General features: G+C 36.0%; 28 protein-coding genes. All 28 read right to left on the bottom strand.

The features are described 5' to 3' along the window. Nucleotides 1-168: 168 nt before the first annotated feature. The 28 genes from MKJ01_RS09735 to MKJ01_RS09600 all read right to left on the bottom strand — a co-directional run bounded on the left by MKJ01_RS09735 (nt 169) and on the right by MKJ01_RS09600 (nt 25,364). Nucleotides 169-1,698 carry an MFS transporter gene (locus MKJ01_RS09735; protein ID WP_241632586.1) on the bottom strand — a complete coding sequence of 510 codons (1,530 nt, stop codon included), beginning with the start codon at nt 1,696-1,698 and terminating at the stop codon, nt 169-171. A gap of 256 nt (nt 1,699-1,954) precedes the next feature. Continuing rightward, nucleotides 1,955-3,133 carry an acetyl-CoA C-acyltransferase gene (locus tag MKJ01_RS09730; RefSeq protein ID WP_241613463.1) on the bottom strand — a complete coding sequence of 393 codons (1,179 nt, stop codon included), beginning with the start codon at nt 3,131-3,133 and terminating at the stop codon, nt 1,955-1,957. A 66-nt stretch (nt 3,134-3,199) separates the two neighbouring features. After that, a complete protein-coding gene (locus tag MKJ01_RS09725) occupies nt 3,200-3,586 on the bottom strand; it encodes a hypothetical protein (RefSeq protein ID WP_241613465.1) in 387 nt (128 codons plus the stop codon). 148 nt (nt 3,587-3,734) lie between these two features. Further along, nucleotides 3,735-4,829 (bottom strand): hypothetical protein, encoded by a 1,095-nt coding sequence (locus tag MKJ01_RS09720; RefSeq protein WP_241613466.1) that lies wholly within the window; start codon nt 4,827-4,829, stop codon nt 3,735-3,737. Nucleotides 4,830-4,901: 72 nt separating this feature from the next. Then, entirely contained in the window at nt 4,902-5,582 is a 681-nt protein-coding gene (locus MKJ01_RS09715) for a hypothetical protein (protein ID WP_241613467.1), read from the bottom strand. Continuing rightward, nucleotides 5,560-6,105, bottom strand: a complete 546-nt coding sequence (locus MKJ01_RS09710; RefSeq protein ID WP_241613468.1) for an RNA polymerase sigma factor — start codon at nt 6,103-6,105, stop codon at nt 5,560-5,562. The genes MKJ01_RS09715 and MKJ01_RS09710 overlap by 23 nt, the downstream gene beginning before the upstream one ends. Nucleotides 6,106-6,220: 115 nt before the next feature. Next, entirely contained in the window at nt 6,221-7,603 is a 1,383-nt protein-coding gene (locus MKJ01_RS09705; protein ID WP_241613469.1) for a nucleoside permease, read from the bottom strand. Nucleotides 7,604-7,623: 20 nt separating this feature from the next. Further along, complete coding sequence (locus tag MKJ01_RS09700) at nt 7,624-8,223, bottom strand: bifunctional nuclease family protein (RefSeq protein WP_241613470.1); 600 nt, start codon at nt 8,221-8,223, stop codon at nt 7,624-7,626. Between the two features lie 158 nt (nt 8,224-8,381). Further along, complete coding sequence (locus MKJ01_RS09695; protein WP_241613471.1) at nt 8,382-9,329, bottom strand: electron transfer flavoprotein subunit alpha/FixB family protein; 948 nt, start codon at nt 9,327-9,329, stop codon at nt 8,382-8,384. A 93-nt stretch (nt 9,330-9,422) separates the two neighbouring features. Next, the gene (locus tag MKJ01_RS09690) at nt 9,423-10,169 is read right to left on the bottom strand and encodes an electron transfer flavoprotein subunit beta/FixA family protein (protein ID WP_241613472.1); all 747 of its coding nucleotides are present in this window, start codon (nt 10,167-10,169) and stop codon (nt 9,423-9,425) included. Between the two features lie 144 nt (nt 10,170-10,313). Beyond that, nucleotides 10,314-11,021 (bottom strand): SDR family oxidoreductase, encoded by a 708-nt coding sequence (locus MKJ01_RS09685; protein ID WP_241613473.1) that lies wholly within the window; start codon nt 11,019-11,021, stop codon nt 10,314-10,316. A gap of 81 nt (nt 11,022-11,102) precedes the next feature. After that, nucleotides 11,103-12,008: a T9SS type A sorting domain-containing protein gene (locus tag MKJ01_RS09680; RefSeq protein ID WP_241613475.1), complete on the bottom strand. Its 906-nt coding sequence runs from the start codon at nt 12,006-12,008 to the stop codon at nt 11,103-11,105. Nucleotides 12,009-12,074: 66 nt separating this feature from the next. Further along, a complete protein-coding gene (locus MKJ01_RS09675) occupies nt 12,075-13,454 on the bottom strand; it encodes a dipeptidase (protein WP_241613477.1) in 1,380 nt (459 codons plus the stop codon). Between the two features lie 153 nt (nt 13,455-13,607). After that, complete coding sequence (locus MKJ01_RS09670; RefSeq protein WP_241613479.1) at nt 13,608-13,913, bottom strand: hypothetical protein; 306 nt, start codon at nt 13,911-13,913, stop codon at nt 13,608-13,610. A gap of 131 nt (nt 13,914-14,044) precedes the next feature. Next, on the bottom strand, nt 14,045-15,193 hold the full coding sequence (locus tag MKJ01_RS09665) for an RsmD family RNA methyltransferase (protein WP_241613481.1): 1,149 nt from the start codon (nt 15,191-15,193) through the stop codon (nt 14,045-14,047). Nucleotides 15,194-15,225: 32 nt separating this feature from the next. Next, a complete protein-coding gene (locus MKJ01_RS09660) occupies nt 15,226-15,666 on the bottom strand; it encodes a DinB family protein (protein WP_241613483.1) in 441 nt (146 codons plus the stop codon). A 2-nt stretch (nt 15,667-15,668) separates the two neighbouring features. Further along, a complete protein-coding gene (locus tag MKJ01_RS09655; protein WP_241613485.1) occupies nt 15,669-16,820 on the bottom strand; it encodes a methylmalonyl-CoA mutase family protein in 1,152 nt (383 codons plus the stop codon). 113 nt (nt 16,821-16,933) lie between these two features. Next, nucleotides 16,934-17,290 (bottom strand): septum formation initiator family protein, encoded by a 357-nt coding sequence (locus tag MKJ01_RS09650; protein ID WP_241613487.1) that lies wholly within the window; start codon nt 17,288-17,290, stop codon nt 16,934-16,936. A 1-nt stretch (nt 17,291) separates the two neighbouring features. Beyond that, a complete protein-coding gene (gene udk / locus MKJ01_RS09645; protein ID WP_241613489.1) occupies nt 17,292-17,906 on the bottom strand; it encodes a uridine kinase in 615 nt (204 codons plus the stop codon). Between the two features lie 127 nt (nt 17,907-18,033). Continuing rightward, a complete protein-coding gene (locus tag MKJ01_RS09640) occupies nt 18,034-18,339 on the bottom strand; it encodes an ATP-dependent Clp protease adaptor ClpS (protein WP_241613491.1) in 306 nt (101 codons plus the stop codon). A 19-nt stretch (nt 18,340-18,358) separates the two neighbouring features. Further along, entirely contained in the window at nt 18,359-19,717 is a 1,359-nt protein-coding gene (locus MKJ01_RS09635) for a hemolysin family protein (protein ID WP_241613492.1), read from the bottom strand. 104 nt (nt 19,718-19,821) lie between these two features. Then, nucleotides 19,822-20,691: an ATP synthase F1 subunit gamma gene (atpG, locus tag MKJ01_RS09630; RefSeq protein WP_241613493.1), complete on the bottom strand. Its 870-nt coding sequence runs from the start codon at nt 20,689-20,691 to the stop codon at nt 19,822-19,824. Between the two features lie 70 nt (nt 20,692-20,761). Continuing rightward, complete coding sequence (gene atpA, locus MKJ01_RS09625) at nt 20,762-22,339, bottom strand: F0F1 ATP synthase subunit alpha (protein WP_241613494.1); 1,578 nt, start codon at nt 22,337-22,339, stop codon at nt 20,762-20,764. 128 nt (nt 22,340-22,467) lie between these two features. Beyond that, nucleotides 22,468-23,007 (bottom strand): ATP synthase F1 subunit delta, encoded by a 540-nt coding sequence (atpH, locus tag MKJ01_RS09620; protein ID WP_241613495.1) that lies wholly within the window; start codon nt 23,005-23,007, stop codon nt 22,468-22,470. 2 nt (nt 23,008-23,009) lie between these two features. Further along, nucleotides 23,010-23,507 carry a F0F1 ATP synthase subunit B gene (locus MKJ01_RS09615; protein WP_241613496.1) on the bottom strand — a complete coding sequence of 166 codons (498 nt, stop codon included), beginning with the start codon at nt 23,505-23,507 and terminating at the stop codon, nt 23,010-23,012. 85 nt (nt 23,508-23,592) lie between these two features. Further along, a complete protein-coding gene (gene atpE, locus MKJ01_RS09610) occupies nt 23,593-23,784 on the bottom strand; it encodes an ATP synthase F0 subunit C (RefSeq protein ID WP_027384648.1) in 192 nt (63 codons plus the stop codon). A 51-nt stretch (nt 23,785-23,835) separates the two neighbouring features. Next, on the bottom strand, nt 23,836-24,933 hold the full coding sequence (gene atpB, locus MKJ01_RS09605; RefSeq protein WP_241613497.1) for a F0F1 ATP synthase subunit A: 1,098 nt from the start codon (nt 24,931-24,933) through the stop codon (nt 23,836-23,838). Nucleotides 24,934-24,992: 59 nt separating this feature from the next. Next, nucleotides 24,993-25,364, bottom strand: a complete 372-nt coding sequence (locus MKJ01_RS09600) for a hypothetical protein (protein WP_241613498.1) — start codon at nt 25,362-25,364, stop codon at nt 24,993-24,995. Between the last annotated feature and the right edge of the window lie 4 nt (nt 25,365-25,368).

The following is a 25,368-nucleotide window of genomic DNA, read 5'->3' as shown; positions in this document are numbered from 1 at the left end:
AAAAATCTCTTTATTGTAAAAAATTTCCATCAATTTGATTAAATTAAAATTTAATATCAAATAGAGCGTACAAAACGCTAAAATATTCATAATTGAAATAATACTGAAGAGTAATATAAAATGGAAAAGGCGCTTAAAGCGCCTTCTAAATAAGATATGTTTTAGAAACTATTTTTTCTGTGTATTCAATTTTAGGAACCTGATCAGAATCAAACCTACAAAAAAGAAGAGTGCCATCGAAAAAGCAGCAAACCTCATCCCCGAAGCCGAAGGAAGTGTAATATCAATTTTAGCAAAAATTCTGATCAGCGCATCATACTTATCAATAAATAAAGCAAAAACAAAAGTCCCTACAATGATGGCAATTTTTTCCAACACATCATAGAAGCTGAAAAACGTTGTGTTTTCCATAGAATCTTCAGGCAACAGTTTAGAATATGTAGACCTTGACATTGCCTGGAGACCTCCCATGACCAAACCTACAACTGCGGCTACCCCATAAAACTGATATTCTACGGTAGGATTCTCTTTATTCAGGAAGTAGGCCCAAATACAGGCTACGATCCATAAAACTATGGCAATTGAAATTACATTCTTATTCCCTATTTTTCTTGATAATCTCGAAAAAATAACAGCTCCAATAATCGCTTCGATCTGAATGATCAACAGCGTACCGATCAATTTATCCTGAGGCAGGTTGATTTCACTTTTTCCGAATAAGGTAGCCATCAGGAAGATGGTTTGCATTCCTACGCTGTAAAAAAAGAAACTCGATAAGAAGAATTTTAAGTTTCTGTGTTTAAAAAGCTCTTTTCCTACTTTAAAAAGCTCATGGAAACTTTCTTTTGCAATGTCTTTATAGAAGCTGAGATTATCTTTCAAAACTTCAAAAAAGCCACCCTGTTCTTCATGCTTTTTAAAGAGATTTTTATAATTTAATAATACAAGATCCTTTGGAAGCTTCTCTTTCACATCGCCAAACTGAGGCAGATGCTTGAACGTATATTGGGAAAAGCCGAACCACCATGCTCCGGTCAGTAAGAAGCTGATTCTGGTGAACAATAGCTGTTGAGCCGCACCTTTTGCAAAAACCTGGATTAACAGAAGACAGATTACAACCAATACTACAGAACCTATATATCCGTAAACATATCCTTTTGCAGAAAGTGCGTCCTGCTTGTCCCGTGTTGCAATATCCGGTAGGAAGGAATTATAAAACACCAGGCTTCCCCAGAATCCTACACTTGCCGTAATACTGAAAAGCAGCCCCAGAAATACATTGTGCATTCCCGTAAACATGGCCAGTCCCATACAGGAAGTAGCACCCAGATAACAGAAGAACTGAAGGAAGGATTTTTTATTCCCGATGGTATCTGCTAAAGAGGAAAGAAAAGGTGATAAAAGAACGACAATAAAGAAAGAGATCGTCAGTGAATATCCGTACACTGCATCCGGCTGGTATTCTTTTCCGAAAATTTTAATCATGTGCCGTACCGGAACATCGATCCATTTTTTGGTCTCTTCCACATATTCCTTCTTCTCATAAGCTGTAGTAAGAATGGAATAATAAATTGGGAAAATAGTGGAAGTAATCACTAAGGAATATACCGAGTTGGCCCAGTCATAGACTGCCCATGCTTTCATGATTTTCGGGTTATTCTTTATGTTTTGAGTTTGGAGATTCTCAATTTCAGACATTTCAAATATATATTAGTAGCACAAAAATAGAAAAACCATTGCACATTCAGCGGTTTTTATTTTGATTGGGATCAATTTTATTGTTGTGTTAAAATTGAAACTCACATCAATTCCTCTTTTTAAGTATATGGCTTAATAGTTTGAACACTTTGTTAAAACTTATATTGATTTTTCATCAGAGTTTTTTAACCTGATAGTTAAAAATAAAATCCGAAAGCCTGAACTTCCGGATTTAAATAATATATTGAAATAAATATTACATGTTTTCAATAACAATGGCAGAAGCGCCACCACCACCGTTACAGATCGCTGCAGCTCCGTATTTTCCATTATTCTGCTTCAATACATTGATCAAAGTAACAATAATTCTTGAGCCTGAACTTCCAAGCGGATGACCTAAAGCAACTGCCCCACCGTTCACGTTTACTTTAGACGCATCTAATCCTAAGATTTTATTATTTGCCAAACCAACTACAGAAAATGCTTCATTAAATTCAAAAAAGTCAATATCTGAAATTTCTAAATTTGCTTTTTTCAGAGCAATCGGTAAAGCTTTTGAAGGTGCTGTGGTGAAATCTTCAGGTGCCTGAGCCGCATCAGCATAAGAAACAATTCTTGCCAATGGCTTAAGACCCAATTCTTCCATTTTTTCTTTAGAAACAAGGATTAATGCTGAAGCACCGTCATTTAAAGTAGAAGCATTTGCAGCCGTTACTGTTCCTTCTTCTTTTTTGAAAACTGTAGGAAGTGTAGGAATTTTATCAAATTTTACTGCTTTATATTCTTCATCTTCAGCAAAAATGATTGGTTCACCTTTTCTTTGAGGAATTTCAACAGGAACTACCTCTTCAGCAAATTTACCTTCACTCCATGCTTTTGCAGATCTTGTATACGATTCAATGGCGAAATTGTCCTGATCTTCTCTTGTAATGCTATAATCTGTTGCACATTTTTCAGCACAAACACCCATATGAACTTTGTTGTAAACGTCTGTAAGACCATCTAAAACCATTCCGTCCAACATTTTAACATCACCTAATTTGGTTGCATTTCTTGCATTATAGTAATGAGGAACTGAAGACATATTTTCCATACCTCCAGCAACAATGACATCTACATCACCTGCTTTTATAGCCTGTGCAGCCATTGTAACAGCCTTCATTCCTGAAGCACAAACTTTATTTACAGTAGTAGAAGGTGTCTCTATAGAAAGACCTGCTCCCAAAGCAACCTGACGGGCCGGAGCCTGTCCCTCACCTGCCTGTAAAACATTTCCCATATAGATTTCCTGAACCTGTTTTGGATCAAGACCGATTTTATCTAATGCGCCTTTTACAGCAGCAGTTCCAAGTTTTGTAGCCGGAACACCTGCTAAGCTTCCCAAAAAGCTCCCCATTGGAGTTCTTACCGCGGAAATGATGAATACCTCTTTCATGTGTATATTATATATTTACTTTATTATTTTTCTTATTCTGTAACAGCTTAATCATCAGTTTATTTTTTAACTGAGCTTATTATTCTTTGCAAAAATGATCATGAAAGCGCCCAGAAATTCTAGAATCCAGCCCCACTTTAACTTTACAATACCCGCAAGTTTTTCCCGCCAAGATGCGAAAGGCATAAAGCTGAAATACTCTGAAGCCTGATATTTTATAGCAAACAGAGTAAATGAAAACAGAAGGATCAGAAGAATACCAAAAACCCTTGCCACTTTTACATTGTTGTTAACAATTCCAAATAAAGCGCCCACAGAAAAAGCCCAGCATATGATGGCCAGATAATGATCGGTTTTCCAGTAGTTCCAGTTTCCTATAACAGGGACATGGACCAATGGCATAAAACTTCCAATGATGACGAATAATAATCCTAATACCTGAATATTTTTCATAATTCCTAAAGTGCCAAAATACAAAAAAAAATACACTTATATCAAGTGTATTTAAAAAACAGGTTATTAGATAGTATCAATTATAAAAATCAAAACATTCATAACAATTACATAATATTGACAAAAAATAGAATAAATCATTATCAATTTAAAATTTAATATTCGCTGTTTCAATTCCAATTAATAATCCATATTTCTTATTCAGTCTCGCATCATTATTAAATATTGGAATGAAGTCTTTCTGAATAAATAAATTAAATCCACCATATCCGATTCCCAATTTACCTCCGAAAATAAAATTATTGACGCCCTGCATCACTCTTTCCCTTTCTACAATACGCTTTGAATTTTCATTTGAAAATTTATTGTACATTACGCTTTCCACTCTCACGCCACCATAAATACCTGCCACAATACTGAGCTGTGTTCTTTTACCATCAAGATATTTTGTTCCGTTAAAATCGATGTATTTCGGATTGAGTACAAATTTCATATCCAGAGGTATGGTAATATAATTGTTTGTCATGTATGTTCTTCTCAAATTTCCTCGGTCAAAATCTTTAATAAACAATAAATCGTTTTCCTGAGCAAAAACTCTCCCATATTTCGGAACATACTTATCTGTTCTAAAACCTAACCCAAAACGATAAAAAACCGGGCTTGTGAAGCTGCCTATCTGACTTTCATAACGAAGTGTTAAGATCGAAGAATTAATAACCGTATTTCTTACGTCAGAATCTTTGTTAAAAAACGTAAAAGGCTGATCTTTTGAAGTAAGGTTTATACCCGTCATATTCGCGGACAGTTCAATAGTTCTTAAATAATCCTTTGGTGTTTTTTTATCTTCATTCATCCGTATCGATACACCACCAATACCGAAAACAAGCTGATTCTTATCTTTATGTAATGAATCTGAAGGCTTTAAAACAGCATTTTTTACTGCCTGTCTGGTGAATTCCTCAAATTCGGTTTTATGAGCATCTATTTTTCTGTTAATGGTTTCTTCGTATTTTGAAGCAATATCTGCTCTGAGTTTCTGTTTCTCATCGCTTGTAATTTTTTTTTGCTTAAAATCATGATCAATATCATCCAGTTCCTTATTCATTTTTATTTTTTCGGAAACTACGATGCTGTCAATCATTTTAGAATAGTTCTTCATGGAAGCATTCATATCTGCAGTCTGTTGTGCAAATGAATAGGAGAAAGCCATGAACGCGCTTATTATCGCTATTTTTGTTTTCATTTAGGCTATGCTTTATAGTATGACCGCAATTCCCTTTTACGGATACTGCTTTCAATGTAAGAGATTAATAAATTATTTGGGTTCCACGTATACAGTTACTCCGAGAACGGTTACATTTTCAACATCCGGCACTTGTTTATCAAAATTCAGAATTCCGATTTTTATGTCTTTTTTATTGGTATTTCCTGATGCCTTATCAAATTCGTGTCCTAAAAGGAGTTCGCTGGAGTTGATATAGGTTGGCTTTGATTTTTTCGCCTCTGCAATTACCGGAACACGAACTTCTATTTCAGGAGCTTTTACCATAATTTTTTCATCTTGGCTTAATGTAATATTTTGTGTTTTTGTAGTTAATGATTTTGTGATAGACACTTCCTTATCTACTTCCTGAACAGAAACCTGATCTGCAGAGGTTTTCTGATGCCGTAAATCTGATTTTACGAAGTCTTCGACGACTGGGTTATTAAATTCGGGGCTGATGGGATAAACTGTCTTATGCACAGCTTTCCCGACACGATAATTATGTTGTCTGCCACTGAAATCGTTATCATTTACATTAAAATAAAAAAGACTTCCTACAGAAACGCAGAGCAAAATTACCGCTGCATATTGCCACCACTGAAAAGTCTTTTTCATAGGTTTTTCATATTCTTCCTCCAACTTCGTTTCCAATCTGCCCCAAAGCTCAGACGCAGGCTTCAGTTCAAGCTCTTCGTAGTCGGACTTCAATTTATTTAGCATATTGTTTTTCATCTTTTTTTTGTTTTAAAAAATCACTGATCCATTTTTTGGATTTGCTTAGCTGGCTTTTGCTCGTACCTTCAGAAATATTCAGCATTTCTGCAATTTCGTGGTGTTTCCTTTCCTCAAAAACATACAGGTTAAAAACAAGCCTGTAGCCGTCCGGCATTCTGGAGAAAATTTCATCGAGGTCAATGGTTAACATATCCTCATCCCATGTATCTTCGAAATATTGAAGGTCGTTTATTTCTATATCCGAATAGAGAATATTTTTACTTTTCCTGATCAGGTTTATAGAATTATTAACAACAATTTTCCTTAGCCAAAACGGAAAGCTTTTCCATTCCCTGCATTCCTGAATCTTAGAAAAACAGGTGAAAAAAGAATTCATGACAATATCTTCAGCATCAGGAATATTATTTACATAAGAATTCGCTACGGCCAGCATCTTTGCCGAAAACATTTCGTAAAGAGCTTTCTGCCCTTTCCGTTCGTGCTTTTTTGCCAGTTTAAAATTCGTTTCTAAATTCTTCATGGATCTGTTTCTACCTATAAGACAAAGAAAACCTCAGAAGGTTGCCCGAAAGATAAAAAAAATTGCACCTTTTTTGAAAGTGCAATTAAATATATTAGTTATCCGTGAGATAAAATTAGTGTTTTATCTTGGAAATTTCTGCAGGATTATGTTTGTGTTTAAACAGGAAAGCAAATAAAATAGCAAGGATTAAGGCATAAACTGCAAAACAAAGCCAGATATTATGCCAGTCTTTTACCATAACAACCGCTGATAGTGTGCCGTCCGGATTAACAGCAGAGTTGAAGCTTTTCTTTAAAATCTCCAAAAATGTAGAATTTTCGGGGGTTGTTTCAAGATAAGCTGACAAAGATGAAACGGTTGTAAATTTATGGGTAAAGAATTTATCAATAGCCCAACCGGCAGCGTAACTTCCGAATACTGCTCCGAAACCATTGGTCATCATCATAAATAATCCCTGTGCGGAAGAACGGATTTTTTTGTCTGTCGTCGTTTCTACGAAAAGTGATCCTGAAATATTGAAAAAATCGAATGCCATTCCGTAAACGATACAGGAAAGGATAATCAAACTTAAGCCAAATCCTTCAGGAATTCCATAAGCAAAGAATCCGAATCTTAAAACCCATGCAAACATAGAGATCAACATTACTTTTTTAATTCCGTATCTCTTTAAAAAGAATGGAATTGCCAATATGAATAAGGTCTCGGAAACCTGAGAAATAGACATGATTATGGTAGATCTTTTTACGACAAAAGAATCTGCATACTTAGGAAAATGTTCAAATTCACTCAGAAAAACATCTCCATAAGCGTTTGTCAATTGTAAAGCTGCTCCCAGCAACATTGAGAAAAGGAAAAATAATGCGGTTTTATAATCTTTAAAAAGCTTGAACGCATTAAGCCCTAACTGCTCGGTTAAAGGTGCATCTTCATCAATCAACTTCTGCGGCGGACATTTTGGGAGTGTTAAAGCATAGATTCCTAAGAAAACAGCAACGCCTCCGGCAATATAAAACTGGCCTTCTGTCGCTTTATTCCCGGTAAGATTAGTAATCCACATTGCTACAATAAATCCAATTGTTCCCCAAACGCGTATCGGTGGAAAATCCTTTACAACATCTAAATCACTATTTTTAAGAATGGTATAGGAAATTGAATTAGCCAGAGCAATGGTCGGCATGTAAAAACACATCGCCAGAAGCATAATATAAAAGAAAGAATCAGGATCTGCCGAATGAGGCAAAATGAAAAGTACGATCCCGTACAGTATGTGTAAAACAGAAAAAATACGTTCCGCATTGATCCAGCGGTCGGCAATGATTCCGGTAATGGTTGGCATAAAAATGGAAGCAATCCCCATTGTCCCGAATACAGCACCAAACTGTGCCCCATCCCAATGTTTCGTACCGAACCAAAAGTTAGCTATCGTAATCAACCATGCTCCCCAAACGAAGAACTGAAGAAAACTAAGAATGGTTAATCGTAATTTCAAATTCATAATCAGCGTGTAATATACTCTTAATCAATTTTCTTTTTTCTCCTCTTGATTTCTTCCTGAATCTCAAGAGCAGTATCAAAATCTTCTTCTTTTACGGCTTCTTCAAGAAGCTTCTGAAGTTCTTCCATAGAAACGGATTTCAAGTTATCTTCACTCTGGTCGGTTTCTGAAAACGGTTGCTCTTCCTTAGCTACATCTTCTAACTCAAGAAGGATTCCCGCTTCATTCAAGACCTGCTGCGTTGTAAAGATCGGTGCATCAAATCTTACCGCCATCGCTACCGCATCAGAAGTTCTGGCATCAAGTATCAGTTCTTCTTCGGTATTTTTATTTTTAAAATTAATGTTTGAAAAGAAGACTCCGTCTACAATCTGATAAATAATCACAGAAACCAGTTGATAATTGGCAGAAACTATAAACTTTGTAAATAAGTCGTGTGTAAGAGGACGCGGCGGATGAATATCTTTCTCTAAACCTAAAGAAATGGATTGCGCTTCGAAATTCCCTATCACAACAGGTAATTTTATATGTGTTTCTTCATGTTCCAATAACAATGCGTACGCCCCGGATTGAGTCTGGCTGTACGATATTCCGCGAATAATTAGCTGTTTATAATCCATGGCTACAAATATAGATTAATTTTTCAAAATTTTTTTTACTTTTAAACAAAAATAAAAGCCCGTAAAGGGGCTTTTATCTATGAATTCCAACTTTAGAATCTGCTTCGCTATAATATTAAATTCATCCCAGCTTATGATGCAGATTCAACATTGATGTCTTATCCTTTAAGCGCTTTGATTTTTTCTGTTAAAGCAGGAACAATCTGAAAAGCATCTCCTACAACACCATAATCTGCCGATTTATAGAACGGTGATTCCGGATCACTATTGATAACAACGATTGTTTTGGAAGAGTTTACTCCTGCAAGGTGTTGTATAGCCCCGGAAATCCCTACTGCAATGTACAAATTTGGAGAGATTGCTTTACCGGTCTGTCCTACGTGCTCGGTGTGAGGTCTCCATCCGATATCTGAAACCGGCTTGGAACAAGCGGTAGCTGCTCCTAATACATCAGCTAAATCTTCAATCATTCCCCAGTTTTCAGGACCTTTTAAACCCCTTCCGGCAGAAACCACAATTTCTGCTTCCTTAAGATCTAATTTTCCTGAGCTCTGTTCATGAGAAATCACTTTTGTATCTTCATTGGAAACAGATAATTCTTTTACTTCTTCAGAACCCGAAGCTGCATTTTCCTTAACTCCGAAAGCATTTTGGGATACGGTAATTATAACACCGGTTCCTTCAGCTTTAGCATGCATAAATCCTTTACCTGAAAAAGCTCTTCTTTTTACCTGAAAAGGCGATACACTTTCCGGTGCTTCCAGAACATTGGTAATTAAAGAATATCCATTCATTACGGCTAACATCGGAGCAATAGAAGAAGCATCAGTCGTATGTGGGAAAACGATAATATTCCCGTCTGCTACTTCTTTTACAGCCTGGGCATATGCTTTAGCTGAGAAATTTTTAAGACCTTCATCTTTGATATTGATTACATTAGATGCTCCATATCTGTACAACAAATCTGAAGAATCCGTTGGGTTTACAGAGATTGCGGTAACGGTTTCACCAGCCTGATCTGCCACGGCTTTAGCATAAGAAACTGCTTCAAAAGCCGCTTTTTTATAAACTCCATTTATATTTTCTGCGTATACGAATACTGCCATTTTTTAAAATTTAAAATTAAAAGATTTAAAAATTAAAAGCTTTAAGATTAATTCAGATCGTATTAAACATTTCTGAATTCCCTCTTACGACTTTTAGATTACTTTAGCTTCTTCATGAAGCAATCTTACCAATTCATCCAGATTATCCGGAGAAACCATTTTCACTGCCGCTCTTGGCGGTACACTGTCATAAGAAACGCCCTGAACTTTCACCTCTGATGAAGTTGCTTCAACCACCTGCAAAGGCTTTGTTCTTGCAGACATAATTCCTCTCATATTTGGGATGATAAGATCTTTTTCATCTACCAGACCTTTCTGTCCTGCAATAACAGCCGGTAATTTTACAGAAATTGTTTCTTTACCTCCTTCAATTTCTCTTACGGCAGTTGCCTCAGTTCCGTTCACCTCAAGACCTACCGATGCATTTACAAAAGGCTGATTCAGCATTTGAGCAACCATTCCCGGAACAGAACCTCCATTATAATCAATCGATTCTTTACCGCAAAGAATTAAATCATATCCTCCATTCTGAGCTACGGCGGCAATCTCTTTTGCTGCAGAATAACTGTCTTTAGGATCAAGGTTTACTCTTACTGCATCATTAGCTCCAATAGCCAATGCTTTTCTGATAACAGGTTCAGTAATGGCATCGCCAACATTAATAACGGTTACCGTAGCTCCCTGAGCCTCCTGAAGTTTGATCGCTTTGGTTAATGCAAATTCATCCAATGGATTAATCACCCATTGAATACCATTTTTGTCAAAAGCAGATTTATCTGCTGTAAAGTTAATCTTGGAAGTAGTATCCGGAACACTACTTATACAAACTAATATTTTCATGTATACTATTTTATTGTTTCTCACCTCTAAAGCCTTGGCATTTTACAATGAGATTTTGTTTTATTTATCTTTGCTAATATAAATAAAAAATATATTATGCATGCATAATACTTATTAATTTATTATTCAGCGCATTACATGTTTTTAAAGAGCAGGCTTCGTTGCCCTGAATTCAATTTTGCTGGGTAAAACTCTCGGATTCATTTTCAAAATGTCCAAAACAAGGTTCCCCATATCTTCCGGCTGGATTTTCCATGCATCTTTCTCTGAAGGGATATTTCCATTGAAATGAGTGGCTACGGAACCCGGCATGATAACGGTTGATTTAATGTTATGTTTTCTCAGATCAATCATCGCAGCCTGTGTAAAACCGACCACTCCGAACTTTGAAGCGTTGTAACCGGCTCCGTTCTCAAAGAAGTTAGCTCCTGCCAGACTGGCAATGGTAATGTAGTACCCTTCAGTTTTTTTCAATTCTTCCACGGAAGCTTTTAATGTGTAAAAAGCTCCTGTCAGATTGGTATTAATCATATCATTCCATTCTTCTGCCGTCAACTCATCTACCGGCTTAAAAACTCCTAACCCGGCATTGGCAATTACAAAATCTAGCTTCCCGAATCTTTCTGTCGTTTGCTTTATAGCTTCTTTTTCACTTTCCAGACTTTTCACATCAGAAACAATTCCTAAAACATGTTCAGAGTATCGCTTCAGTTCCTGTTCTGATTTTTCCACATTTTCTTTTTTTCTTCCTGAAAATACTACTGAAACTCCATTCTCGAGTAAAATTTTTGCAATTCCGAAACCAATGCCTTTAGTTCCTCCTGTAATATAAGCTACTTTATTCTCTAACATAATTTTTTGGATTTAGTTTTTAAAAAATAACAAAAACGCTCCGATTGGAGCGTTTTTTATTAACTAACATTTGTCAGTAACTTATTTTTTTACAATTCTGTCAGAAATTACACCTGTTGCAGTATTAACTGATATAATATAAACACCTGCAGATAAGCTTCTTAAATCAACTTTATTTTGGTTTACAGGAGCATTAATTTTTTTACCTGAAAAATCAAAAATTTCAATTGAATTAATCTTTTCTTTAGTTTCAATAACAGCGAAGTCTGAAGTTGGGTTTGGGTATAATTTGTAATCCATCTTTTTAGCACTAGCTTCAGAAGTACCTAATACACCAGCGAAAACCTGTACACCATCGAAATAAGCAGAACTATTGTAATTATCATTAGTTACAGCTAAATTCCCAACTTTAGTACCTCCCACTACAATACCGGTATGTATTAAAGTCCCGTTTTGAAAATATTTTGCAACACCATTTGCAAAATCTAGTTCTACTCTATATGTATTCCAAGTATTTCTTGTGAAAACCGCACCTGTATCAACATATCCTAACTCGAGAGTATCCGGATCAGTATCAATTACCGCAATACCATCTTCAAAAGTAAATCTAAATCTTGCGTTAATGGTACTTTCTGTTGGAGATTGTGGAGAAAAAAAGAAATCACACTCATCGCCAGCTGTTGCAGCGCTGGTAAAATAGGCATTAAAGGCAACTGTTACTACTGAACCTGTTACTGTAAATGTTGGACTAATAGCCCCCGCAGACGTATGAACCGTGCCATTGTTACCTGTAATTTTAAGAGATTGTGTTCCTGGGTTTGCCTGTTCATTAGAAACAGTACCAAGGTAAGCCGCTGCTGTACCACCCCATGAATTCTGTCCTGCAATATTCCCCACAGTATATTGTGGAGATTCAAAGCTGTAATTTATTTGAGCCTTTCCTGCAATGAAAGACAATAGCATAAGTGATAGTAGAGTTTTTTTCATAATATTTTTTATTTTTGATAAAAGTACATATTTTTTTTAATTCCAAAAAATAATTTTAATTATATTTTATTTTGCGTAGTTCTCAAAGAATAATGGAATACTTTCAATCCCTTTATAGAAATTGAATAATCCGTAATGTTCATTCGGGGAGTGAATCGCATCGGAATCCAGCCCAAATCCCATTAAAACAGACTTGGCGCCCAAAACCTGCTCAAACATGGCAGTGATCGGGATACTTCCACCGCCTCTGTATGGAAGGACTTCTTTTCCGAAAGCGGTTTCCATCGCCTGTTTAGCGGCTGAAAATTCTTTGGTATCGGTTGGCAATACATAAGGCATTCCTCCGTGATGCGGTGTCACTTTTACCTTTACATTATCCGGCGCAATTTTCTTAAAATAAGCTGTAAACTTTTCTGTAATCTCTTCCGGAGTCTGATAAGGGACAAGACGCATTGAGATTTTAGCCGATGCTTTGGAAGGAATCACTGTTTTTGCTCCTTCTCCCGTATAGCCACCCCAGATTCCATTACAGTCTAATGTAGGACGGATAGATGTTCTTTCCAAGGTAGTATATCCTTTTTCCCCTTCTATTCCATTCAATCCGATAGACCTTTTAAATTCTTCAGGATTATCTTTTAATTTATTCATGTCTGTCCTGTCGGCATCAGAAACAGTTTCTACATTATCGTAGAACCCATCAATTGTAATATGACCGTCCTCATCAATTAATTTAGCAATCATTCTTGAAAGCACATGAATCGGGTTGGGAACCGCTCCGCCATAAAGCCCTGAATGCAAATCCCTGTTTGGCCCTTCAATTTCCACTTCAACGTAGCTTAACCCTCTTAAACCGGTAGTAACAGTAGGCTGTTCATTGCTGTAAATATGCGTATCAGAAATTAATATACAATCACAGGATAATTTTTCTTTGTTTTCATTAACAAAATCCCCTAAGCTTACTGAGCCTACCTCTTCTTCCCCTTCGAGAATAAATTTAACATTACAAGGGAGCGTATTGGTCTTCATCATGGCTTCAAAGGCCTTTAAATGCATAAAGAACTGTCCTTTATCATCTGCAGAGCCTCTTGCGAAGATGGCGCCGTCCGGATGAAGTTCCGTTTTTTCAATATAGGGTTCAAATGGCGGCTTAGTCCATAATTCCAACGGATCGGCCGGCTGCACATCATAATGACCGTATACTAAAACAGTTGGTAATGCTTCGTCTAAAATTTTATCTCCATATACAATAGGGTATCCCTTTGTTTCGCAAATTTCCACATGATCTGCACCTGCATTTTTTAGGAATCCTGCTACCACATCTGCACATTTCAAAACGTCATTTTTATAGGCAGGATCAGCAGAAATTGAAGGAATTCTAAGTAGTTCAAACAATTCATCCACGAAACGCTGTTTGTTTTCGTTGATATAATTTAATGTCTCTTGCATTGTAAAATTTTATTTTGTTAAAAGTAAAAAAATTGCACCTTAGCAACAAGTAAAAAGTAGAATTTTACATATTGCTTTTTTATTACGGCAGCAATTAATCATCAATCAAAAAATATCCCGCATTTCTGCAGGATACCTTTGTATTGTAGATCATTAATGTTCAGCCTTTGGTGTCTGAGATCCTTCAGGTATAGGAGTTGCATCAGAATGTTTTCCATCTTCTGCCTTATGCTGTACTGCTGCGCCGGCAGTATCTGTTTTCGCAGGAGTTTCATGTCCGTCATGTGCATCACCTCTGTACTCAGAAAGATTATCCTGCTCACCGCTCGTCTGCTCATCGTCAGAATACCGGTCCGCGCCTTCTTCCAGCTTAATAACAGCCTTATTTCCACCAGCCTGTATTTTTTTACAGCTTACAGCAACCGCAGCGATGGCTAAACATATAACTAATTTTTTCATATGAAAATTATTTTTTAAAGGTCGTATGAAACCGCGTAATAAGCATAATCATTATTTTAGCAGCATGCGGTTTCAAGTTTTAATTTTTGTTTGCCCAAAATTAAGAAATCCTATATTTTTCGGCAACATTTTTATACTGATTTTAAAATTATTTTGCCTTTTACAGATTGTGTAAAAATAAGGTAATGTTCTCCGCCGTCTTTTAAGCTGTATTTTTTCTTGATTTGCTCCGGTCTCAGCGGATGATTTTTTGAAATAATATTATATTGGCTTTTCTTTTTAATCTGCTTGGCTTCAATGATTTCCATATTCAATATTCTTCCAGGGAAATTTTCTATTTTCTTGTGCGAAGTATACATATGGGTATTTGGATGAAGCTTTTTTAAGGCAAATTTTTCTGAAATCAAATTAAAAATGCCAGCTTTTAAAACCGAATGATTGGGAATATAGATAAAATTACGCGGTTCAGCATATTCTGAAACCGCATTTTCTTCTTCTCTAAAGTTATAGCTGAAATCGGGTTCTCCGCTTTCTAAATTGATGCAATTGCATAAAATTTCTTGTGATTTATTTCCGGAAAGAAAAACAACAATTTCTTTAACATCATTTTTCACTGCAATGATCTCAATCCTGAAAATGCACGGTAATACTGAAACCAGATATTTCAAATCGATCAATGGCGACAGTTTAATCACAACTTCATTTGAAATGGAAAGCAATTGTTCCTGGATTGCTAAGATATCCGGTGACAGATCTTCGAGTAGAAAAACTTTATTTTTAAGTAGATCTCGCCGCGCAGGATCAAGATAAGCAACATCAAAAGTTTCTTCATTCTCCTGAAGAAAATCTTCCAGCTTCTGGTTGACAAATTTGGCTTTCCGATCTAAAAAGGTCCAATTATGCTGAACTATTTCTAAAAGTTCTGTATTCTGTTCAACCAACGTAACATCATCAAAATTCCGGGATAGATAATAGGCATCAATTCCAAAACCGCTTGTTAGATCGATAAACTTTTTTCCTTTAAGAATTCCAGATTTATAACGGGCTGTTTGTTCCGAAGATGACTGTTCCAAATTGAGCTGCGGAGGAAAAAGAATCCCATCTTTCAGTAAAAATGGAAATTTTCTCTTTGCGACCTGTTTTCCTTTTATCTGCTGGACAATTTCCTGCATGAAAACTTCCGGAAATGGAGATTTTTTCAGCAATAATGCATGCAAATCTGTATTTAGATTGGCGTTAATATATTCTTGTACGGCTTCGTTTAGTATTTTATTTTCCAAGTGAGCTACAGATTTCGAAAAGGATTTATCAATTATCTTTTATAAAAAATATAATCCGTCAGTAAAGGTTCAAGCCCGCTCTGCTTTAATAAAGTATTGATCTGTCCTCTATGGTAGGTTGAATGATTGATTGCCTGAAAGAGCATTTCAAAAATACCGTTGTAAAATATTGTTCCTTTTGAATTCTGATATTCAATTTTTTGATCAAGATCAAATTTTTCAATAATTTCAAGGCTTTTCCTGAAATTCAGATGGTTAAGCTCTTCAAGGCTTTCAAAAGGATTTATTTGCCAAACCTCAAAAGATTTTTCTATTAAAATCCTGGAATTCCAGATCTGCTGGGCATTGAGTGTATGATTGATTAGACTGATGGTTTTCTCATCGATTTTTAAAATATGTTCAGAGATCAACTTTATCATTTCATTGTTGAAATGATAAGTGTATTCAAATAAATCTGTCAGTTTCTCTTTCATGTTTATTCAAACATTTCTGACCATCGAACTGCTTTGATTTTATTTTCGCTGTATAACTCAGCAATTGACTTTTTCACTTCTAACCTAGGATATAAGTTAACTCCAATCAGCTTTATTCTGCCTTCTTCAACCCATTTCTGCTCTTCAACGGCATGGTCGTAGATCTTCTTCTGAATACTACCTTGCTTTAATAATTTCAGATAACCGCCTACTTCTTCCATTTCAACAAACAAAGCCCAGGATTTTTCTGCCATCTGCCGGGTAACATCCTCTACATAGTAGCTGCCGTTAGAAGCATCTTCAAATACGTTAATAATGCTTTCATAAGCTAAAACAATTTGTTGCTTAAAAGAAATTTCTTCAGAATTTTCTGTACTTTTATCAATTAAATAGTTGTTGCTGAAAACAGCATCTGCACCACCGATCATCGCTGAAGCCAGTTCTAAAGTAGAGCGGATCAGGTTATTTTCATGGTCTGAAACCGCTTTATTTCTTAATGTAGTTTCTGCAAAAATATAGGGGATTAAGTCCAGATCATATTCTTTTGACAGTTGATTAAAAACTATCTTAAAAGCTCTTAATTTGGCGATTTCAAAGAAATAATTTCCCCCGACGGCGATTCTGAAAATAAGTTTATTAAGAACTTCCGAACCGTACATTTCTATTAGTTCTTTCGTCTTTGCCAAAGCAATTCCCAGTTGCTGAATAATAGAGGCACCTGCATTCTGGTGAAGAGAAATGTCAATGCAAATATTCCTTCTGAATTGTTTTGCAAGAAGTTCTTTGACCAGCTGATCATCGATTTCTGCTTTTTCTTCGTCAAATACATCGATTAATGAAAAATACTGATCCTCTTCTTTAGGACTGATATGTCCTGCCAGGTCTGTATTGTTAACAAAAATTATTTTCTGTACCAGGTTTTCAACATTATGATCCAAAAGAAAAGCGAATACATCTTCTTCAAGACTTTCATGATACCTTGAAACCAGCTGTGTGCTTTCTTCAATTTTAGGTAAATTTACCAATGGTTTGTCAACCGAAGAATAGAAAGGTTTTACCTTAATTCCTTCCAGGTTTTCTTTGGAAAGAACGGAATAAATATCTTCTGTTTTAAGCTGCTTTTTTACTAAATTTTCCCAGGCTGTATCTGACATAATTTTATTTAAAATTTTTGAGCGGTCAAAGCCAATCTTATTCTCCTATTGATTTTAATCCGGCTTTCAGATCAATGACGAAAGATAATTAACATTTCGTCATTGCTTCTGAGTTATTTTTTTGCAATATTCGTACTGTCAACGACCAGAATAAAAATTTCCTCATTCGGCTTTTTCATAAAATAGTTTTCCCGCGCGTATTTTTCTTTTTCCGATTTATTGTTCATCAGTTTTTTATAAAACGCATCGTTTTTCTCATATTCCGTTTTATAGTACTCAAGCTGTTCTTCGTATTTACTGATTTCACCGTTCAGCTCATTAATTACCAAGAAGGAGGTCTTATCAAAGAAAATCATCCAGACCAGAAACAGACAGATGGTAATGGTATATTTATTCAGAATATATTTCTGGATAAGTTTAATGGTCTCAGACTTAGGCTGGATATCTTTAATAAGCTTATTTTCTTTCATTTTAATGTTTTCTCAATGAATTTTTAATAACCGTCGTTAAAAAATCAATGGCCACAGAATTCTGCCTCATGTTTGGAATGATTAAATCCGCTTCATTCTTTGAAGGCTCAATGAATTCCTGATGCATTGGTTTTAGAGTGGTCTGATAACGGTGCAATACCTCATTCAAATCTCTTCCTCTTTCCTGGGTATCTCTTCTTATTCTTCTGATCAGCCTTTCATCTGAATCAGCATGAACAAAGACTTTAAGATCAAATTCTTTTAGCAGCTCCTTGTTGGTAAGCACCAGAATGCCTTCTACAACCAATACATTTTTAGGTTCCACTGTAACATGGTCCCCAGTCCTGGAATGGGTAACAAAACTATAGATCGGCTGTTCAATCGATTCATTATTTTTTAATGCTTTTACGTGTTTCAGCATCAGTTCAAAATCTATGGACTTCGGATGGTCGTAATTTAAAGCTTCTCTTTCCGTAAGCGTTAAATTATGATTGTCATGATAATAATTATCCTGAGAAAGGATATTCATTCCTTCAATATCAAGCTGCTGGATAATCTTATCAACAACCGTAGTTTTGCCGGATCCTGTACCTCCCGCAATTCCTATTACAAGCATTATTTTTTTGTTTCTTTATCGTTTTACAAATATACTATTTTAGATAAGATGTAACAATGTACTTTTTAAAATGTAGAATGTACAGGTACAATGACAAAAAAGCCCTGACGAAATTCAGGGCTTTATATTATACAATTTCACTTGTCAATTCACGTGAAAGAAGTTTTTCATGCATGGGTTTTAAGAGGTCTAAAGATCCTGTTTTTACGGTACATTTGCCTTTAAAATGCACCAGGATCGTGCACTGTTCGGCCTGCTCCAAACTATGCTTACAGATTTCTATCAGTGCATCAATGACATAATCGAAGGTATGCACATCATCATTGTGTAAAACCAGCTTGTAAACTTCATCCGTTTCATCCAAAACGAGTACCTCTTCTTCATACTGACGCTTCGGGTCTTCGTAATCTTTTATATTGTTATAAAAAACCATGGTATTTGCCTCCTTATAATTAAACCTCTCCTATTTTTTCGGCCAGATCCTGGATATCATTGGGTTCCTGATAGACCAATTCAACCATTTCCACACTTTTGTTATTCATTTTCAGAATTTTACAGTGATAATTTTCAAGAGCAAATTCCTGGTTCTCTTCGGGAATATCTTCCAGAGCATGCAGAATAAATCCGGCGAGCGTATTGTACTCGCTTTCTTCCGGAAGCGGTAATTTTTTAGGCAAAAACTCATTAATTTCGTCCAAAGGCTGTGTGGCCTGGATCCAATAGGTATTATCCCCTATTTTATCAACAATTTTTTCTTCATCGTCTTCTTCATCCTGAATTTCCCCTACCAACTCTTCGAGGATATCTTCAAGTGTGATAATTCCTTCTGTTCCGCCAAATTCGTCGATGACAATCGCCAAATGCTGCTTTTTTTGTTGGAAAATTTTCAGCAAATCCGAAATTTTCTTACTGCCGACTACAAAAAATGCATCCCGCATTAATTCCTTAAGATCATCATGATTAAGCTCACCTTTTCTCTTAACAAATTCCCGGATGATTTCTTTTGTATATAAAATACCGATTACATTATCAATAGAATTAATATAAACAGGGATCCTGGAGTATCCGCTGTCCATAATTTTATTGATGATTTCATTAACATCTTCCTCAAAATCGATTGATGTAATATTCTGGCGGGGAACCATGATCTGTTTTGCCGAATGGTCTGTAAAATCAAATGCATTTTTTATGATCTCATAATTCTCCTCTTCAATTTCTCCGCTGTCGGCACTTTGTTTCACCAAAAGCTGCAGTTCTTCCGTTGAGTGAATCTCCTGTTCTGATGCAGGATGGATTTTAACCAATCTTAAGAACCCGTTTGACATGGAATTCATCAGCCAGATAAAAGGTTTGAATATCACATAAAAAATCCTTAACGGAACTGCTGTTGCCATCGTTGTAGCTTCTGATTTCCTGATCGCTATAGATTTTGGAATAAGTTCTCCAAAAACGATATGCATAATGGTAATTAAAACAAAACTTATGATAACGGATATGGAAGTAATGGTAGAATCACTGAAACTAACGTTTAGTGAGTCGAATATATTTTCAACAACGTGGTGAAGGGCACTTTCCCCTACCCACCCTAAAGCAAGCGAAGCAAGTGTAATTCCCAACTGAGTAGCAGACAAGTATTCATCAAGATGCTTAATGATATGCTCTGCCTGCTTTGCCATAGAATTTCCTTCTGCGGCTTTTATCTGTATTTGTGAATAACGAACTTTAACAATTGAAAATTCTGCGGCTACGAAAAAGCCATTTAGTAAAACAAGAAATAAGGCTAACAAGAGCCTGACTATGTCCGAGTCCATTTAAAAATTAATATAAAATTTGTACTGACAAAGATAGACAAAATAAAAGTAACAAAAAAAGCATCGTGGTATACGATGCTTTATATTTATGTTAAAATAAATTCTTATGAATTCTTTAATGCTTCCGCTCCGGAAACGATTTCTAAGATTTCGTTTGTAATAGCAGCCTGTCTTGCTTTGTTATAGAAAATCCGAAGATCATTTCTAAGCGCTTCCGCATTATCGGTTGCTTTATGCATCGCAGTCATTCTTGCTCCGTGTTCTGATGCTACTGAATCCAAAACCGCTTTAAACACCTGGGTTTTAATTGATTTAGGAATCAGATTATCTAAGATTTCCGCTCTGTTTGGTTCAAAAATATAATCTGTTTCTACCTGAGCTTCTGCAGTATCTGCTTCTGGCATTGTAATGGGAAGAAGCTGTTCTGTGGTCACTTCCTGAGTAGCAGCATTGACAAATTTATTATAAATAACATATACTTCATCAAATTTGCCTTCTCTGAAACTTGCCATTACCGTTTCAGTAACATTAGAAACCGTATCAAAATTAAGATTATCAAAAACGGAACTTTCATTTGAATATACAGTTCGCGTTTTTCTTACCGCATCATAAGCCTTTTTACCGATTGAAAGTACTTCAACCTCATATTGAGCTTTGTTCTGAAACTGGATATTAAGTTCTTTGACGATAGATGAATTGAAAGCACCTGCCAATCCTCTGTTTGAGGTAACAGCGATAAAAAGTATTCTTTTAACCTCTCTTTTCTGAGCATACACAGAAATCTGATCAGGATCCGAACTTGAATTGACATTCTGAATGAGCTCCTGCAGCTTTTCAGAATACGGTCTCAACATAACGATAGCATCCTGTGCTTTTTTCAGTTTCGCTGCGGAAACCATTTTCATAGCACGTGTAATCTGCATCGTTGATGAAATTGACGTAATTCTGCCTCGTATTTCTTTTAAGTTTGCCATTATTTGGGGTCAGGGTTTAAGATCTGAAGTTTAAGGTTCAGACAGTATCTAAACCTTAAACGTTAAATTTTTAGTTATACTTAGAAGCTAAATCATTAGCAGCCTGCTTAAGAACACCAGTGATGGAATCATCGATTTTCCCGGCTTTGATCGCAGCCATCGTTTCAGGGTGCTTAGATCTAAGGAAAGCGATATATTCAATCTGGAATTCTTTTACCTTTCTGATCGGAACGTTTCTCAATAAGTTCTCAGTTCCTGCGTAGATCATAGCTACCTGACTATCTACAGGAAGCGGAGAGTTTACCGGCTGCTTCAGGATCTCAACGTTTCTTTCTCCTTTAGAGATTACTGCTAAAGTAGAAGCATCAAGGTCAGAACCGAATTTAGCAAACGCTTCCAGTTCTTTATATTGAGCCTGGTCTAGCTTAAGGGTACCGGATACTTTTTTCATTGATTTGATCTGAGCGTTACCTCCTACTCTCGATACAGAGATCCCTACATTGATTGCAGGACGAACCCCTGAGTTGAATAAGTCAGACTCCAAGAAAATCTGTCCGTCGGTAATAGAAATTACGTTCGTCGGAATATATGCAGAAACGTCACCCGCCTGAGTTTCGATGATTGGAAGAGCAGTTAAAGATCCTCCTCCTTTTACGATAGGCTTTAATGAATCAGGTAAATCATTCATCTGGCTGGCGATATTGTCATCAGCGATTACTTTTGCCGCTCTTTCCAATAATCTTGAGTGAAGATAGAAAACGTCTCCAGGATAAGCTTCACGGCCCGGTGGTCTTCTCAATAACAGAGAAAGCTCACGGTAAGCAACCGCCTGCTTGGATAAATCATCATAAACGATCAAAGCAGGTCTACCGGTATCTCTGAAGAATTCACCGATAGAAGCTCCCGCCATTGCAGAATATACCTGCATCGGAACCGGGTCTGATGCGTTAGCCGCAACGATTACCGTATATGCTAAAGCGCCTTTATCAGAAAGTGTTTTTACAATTTGTGCTACGGTAGAAGCTTTCTGCCCAATCGCAACATATATACAATATACAGGATTTCCTGCATCAAAAAATTCTCTTTGGTTGATGATCGTATCAATGGCAACTGTTGTTTTACCAGTCTGTCTGTCACCAATGATAAGCTCTCTCTGTCCTCTTCCTACAGGAATCATAGAATCTATTGCTACGATACCAGACTGTAACGGTTCAGTTACCGGCTGTCTGTAGATCACTCCCGGAGCTTTTCTTTCCAATGGCATTTCGTATAAATCCCCTTCAATAGGACCTTTACCATCAATCGGGTTACCCAGAGTATCCACTACTCTTCCTAACATTCCTTCTCCTACTTTGATAGAAGAGATTCTGTTGGTTCTTCTTACGGTATCACCTTCTCTTACCAATTTACTCTCCCCAAGTAGAGCAACCCCTACGTTGTCTTCTTCAAGGTTAAGTACAATACCTTCTACATCACTAGAAAATTTCACCAACTCTCCGTATTGTACGTTTTCTAACCCGTATACACGAGCAATACCATCACCGATGGTTAAAACTGTACCTACTTCCTCAACATTGGATTGAGTATCGAAGTTGGCCAATTGCTGTTTTAAGATCGCAGATACTTCTGCCGGATTTATTTCTGCCATTGTATGGTTGTTTTTTCTTTTTTAAATAATTTTTATCTTCCTAAAATAATATTATAAAAGGTATTTCAGATTATGCAGCATTTTTAAATTATACAAAGCCGGATAAAACCTTTCATCTATGTCTAAGATTAATTTAAATGAAAATCTTTTTTAATATTATTAAGCTTGGATTTTACGGAAGCATCTACCTGCTGGTCACCTACTCTTAAAATGTATCCGCCCAAAATTTCAGGCTTTACACTTACGTTAAGATCAAAGTTCGCCCCTTCTTTTATAAGATTGGTAGATTTCAGGATCTGATCCAGGTTTTCTTTGGAAAGCTGAGTAGCTGTCGTAAGAGTTATTCTCTGTACGCCGTTAATGTCCTCTACTTTGTTGATGAATTCCTGAGCAATATTTTTCAGCTGGCTTTCACGGCCCTGTTTGATCACTAAAGTAATCAGGTTCTGTGAAGAAGCCGATAAACTTTTAAATATCTCTTTTGCTACCTCTACTTTCTTTTTGCTGTCAATGTATGGCGTCATGAAGAATTTGTTCAGATCAGGAGACTGGGACATTAACTTCACTACGTCTTTCATTTCAGAAAATACAGCAGATGTCTGACCTGATTCATTAGTGAAATCAAGCAAACCCTGAGCGTATCTTTTAGCTACTTTAGATGTAAGCATTCTTAGTTAAGGTTAGATTTATTTAGGTAATTTTGAACTAATTCGTTTTGCGCTTCGCTGTTATCTAATTTTTGCTTTAAGATAGACTCTGCAATGTTCACCGATAAAACACCGATCTGAGTTTTGATATCTGCCATGGCAGCATTTTTCTCAGCATTGATGGTTTGCTTAGCCGCTTCGATTAATTTATCTCCTTCCGCTTTAGCAGTATCTTTAGCTTCACCTACAATTCTATCTTTGATTTCTCTTGCTTCTTTAAGGATCGCGTCTCTTTCGATTTTAGCTTCACGGATAATTCTTTCGTTATCCTCTTTTAATGTTTCCATTTCTTTTCTTGCCAAAGTAGCCTGATTAAGCGCGTCAACAATAGAAGTTTCTCTTTCATTAATAGAGTTTAAAATAGGCTTCCAAGCAAATTTACCTAACAAAAATAACAATGCTAGAAAAATAATCGTTTGGATAATAAATAATCCTGATGAAAACTGGTGAATTAATTCCATTATATAAATGTATAAATAATTATTACTTTTTTTTAAAATTAACATTGTTGCAGCCAACCGCTACAACAATGTCTTTTTGTTTGGCTTATGATGCGAATAACGCAGCAAATGCAACACCTTCAACTAGTGCAGCTGCAATAAGCATAGCAGTTTGGATTTTTCCAGATTGCTCAGGCTGTCTAGCGATAGCTTCAAGAGCAGCAGCTCCGATTTTACCAAGACCGATACCTACACCAAGTACGATAAGACCTGCACCAATAATTCTAGGGATTTCCATAATATATAATTTTAAAAAATTGTTTTATTAATATTCTAAATTCGAATCTAATTAATGAGCTGAATGATGTTCATGTTCATGTTCTTCTACTGCCATTCCGATAAACAAAGCGGACAACATGGTAAAGATATATGCCTGTAAGAATGCTACCAATACCTCAAGTAAATAAATTACCAATGTTAAGAACGGAAATGCTACTCCAGCGATCCAGTTATTAAAGATATAAATGGAACCGATCAAAGTCATTACAACAATGTGTCCTGCTGTCATGTTAGCGAAAAGACGAATCATTAATGCAAAAGGTTTCGTAATAGTCCCTAACAATTCAATAGGCAACATAATAAACTTCATTGGAACTGGTACTCCAGGCATCCAGAAGATATGCTTCCAATAATCTTTATTAGCAGAGAATGTTGTGATTAAGTAAGTAAGGATTGCCAGGAAAAATGTCATAGTAATATTACCGGTAACATTAATTCCGAAAGGCATTAATCCTAATACGTTCAAAAATAAGATAAAGAAGAATACCGTTAACAAATACCCCATGAATCTTTTATACTTATGACCGATGTTTGGAATTGCTACTTCATCTCTTACGAAAATAACCAAAGGCTCTAAAAATCTTGCTACTCCGGTAGGAACCTGAGATTTTTTATAAGATCTTGCCATTCCTGTAAACAATAACAACATAAAAATCGATGTTATTAAGATGATAAGAACACTTTTCGTAATAGAAAGATCCAGCGGTTTCTCATTGGTAGGATGTCCGTCTTTACCTAAATTCAATGTTCCGTTAGCATCCGTTTTATAAATTTTTTCGTGATGAAGCTTGTAGAAATTTCCATCAACTTTCGTTGGTTCTCCATGCATAAAACCTTCCTTGCTGCTCATGAAAGAATGAAAACCGTTATCATAAAAAATAACAGGAAGCGGAAAACCGATGTGATGACCTTCTTTATCCACCATCAATGTAAAATCGTGTGCATCCAACAAGTGATGATCGATGAACTCCTTGTTTTCTTTAGTTACTTTGTCTTTCTCTGAAAGCTCTTTAGCAGGAACGGCTTCAGCTGTTGCTTCACCATGTTGTGCAGAGACTAAACTTAATACAAAAATACTGTAGAATAAAACTGCGAATTTCTTAAACATTGATAGGTTTTTTTCGTTGTGCAAAAATATAATTTTTTTTCTAGTTTCAATAAATAATTTTACTGTTTTTTATCATGATTGATAAGCCTGATTGCATAATAAGTAAGAAGTGTCGTCAACACAAAATACGGAATGATAAAGTGGAATTTATAACCCGGAATCAATTCAAAATTCAGCTTTTTCCTGATCAGATACATTAAACCGAATTTTAAAAGAATCAGACCTATTAAAGACATACCTAAAAACTGAGGAACTGTTTTATGTATTAAAATAACCAAAGTAATCATTATCATAAACATGATGCTCAGAAAAAGATAAAACCTCACAATCACCATTTCATCCAGATGAAAAACAAATTTCCATAGAGAGAAATGGATAAGAAATGTCAAAAAGAACAGTAGAGTGACTAAAATATTCGGATTAACTTTCATATGT

This window comes from Chryseobacterium sp. SSA4.19 (assembly GCF_022601875.1).
Taxonomy (GTDB): domain Bacteria; phylum Bacteroidota; class Bacteroidia; order Flavobacteriales; family Weeksellaceae; genus Chryseobacterium.
This window is presented reverse-complemented; position numbering and strand designations above follow the sequence as displayed.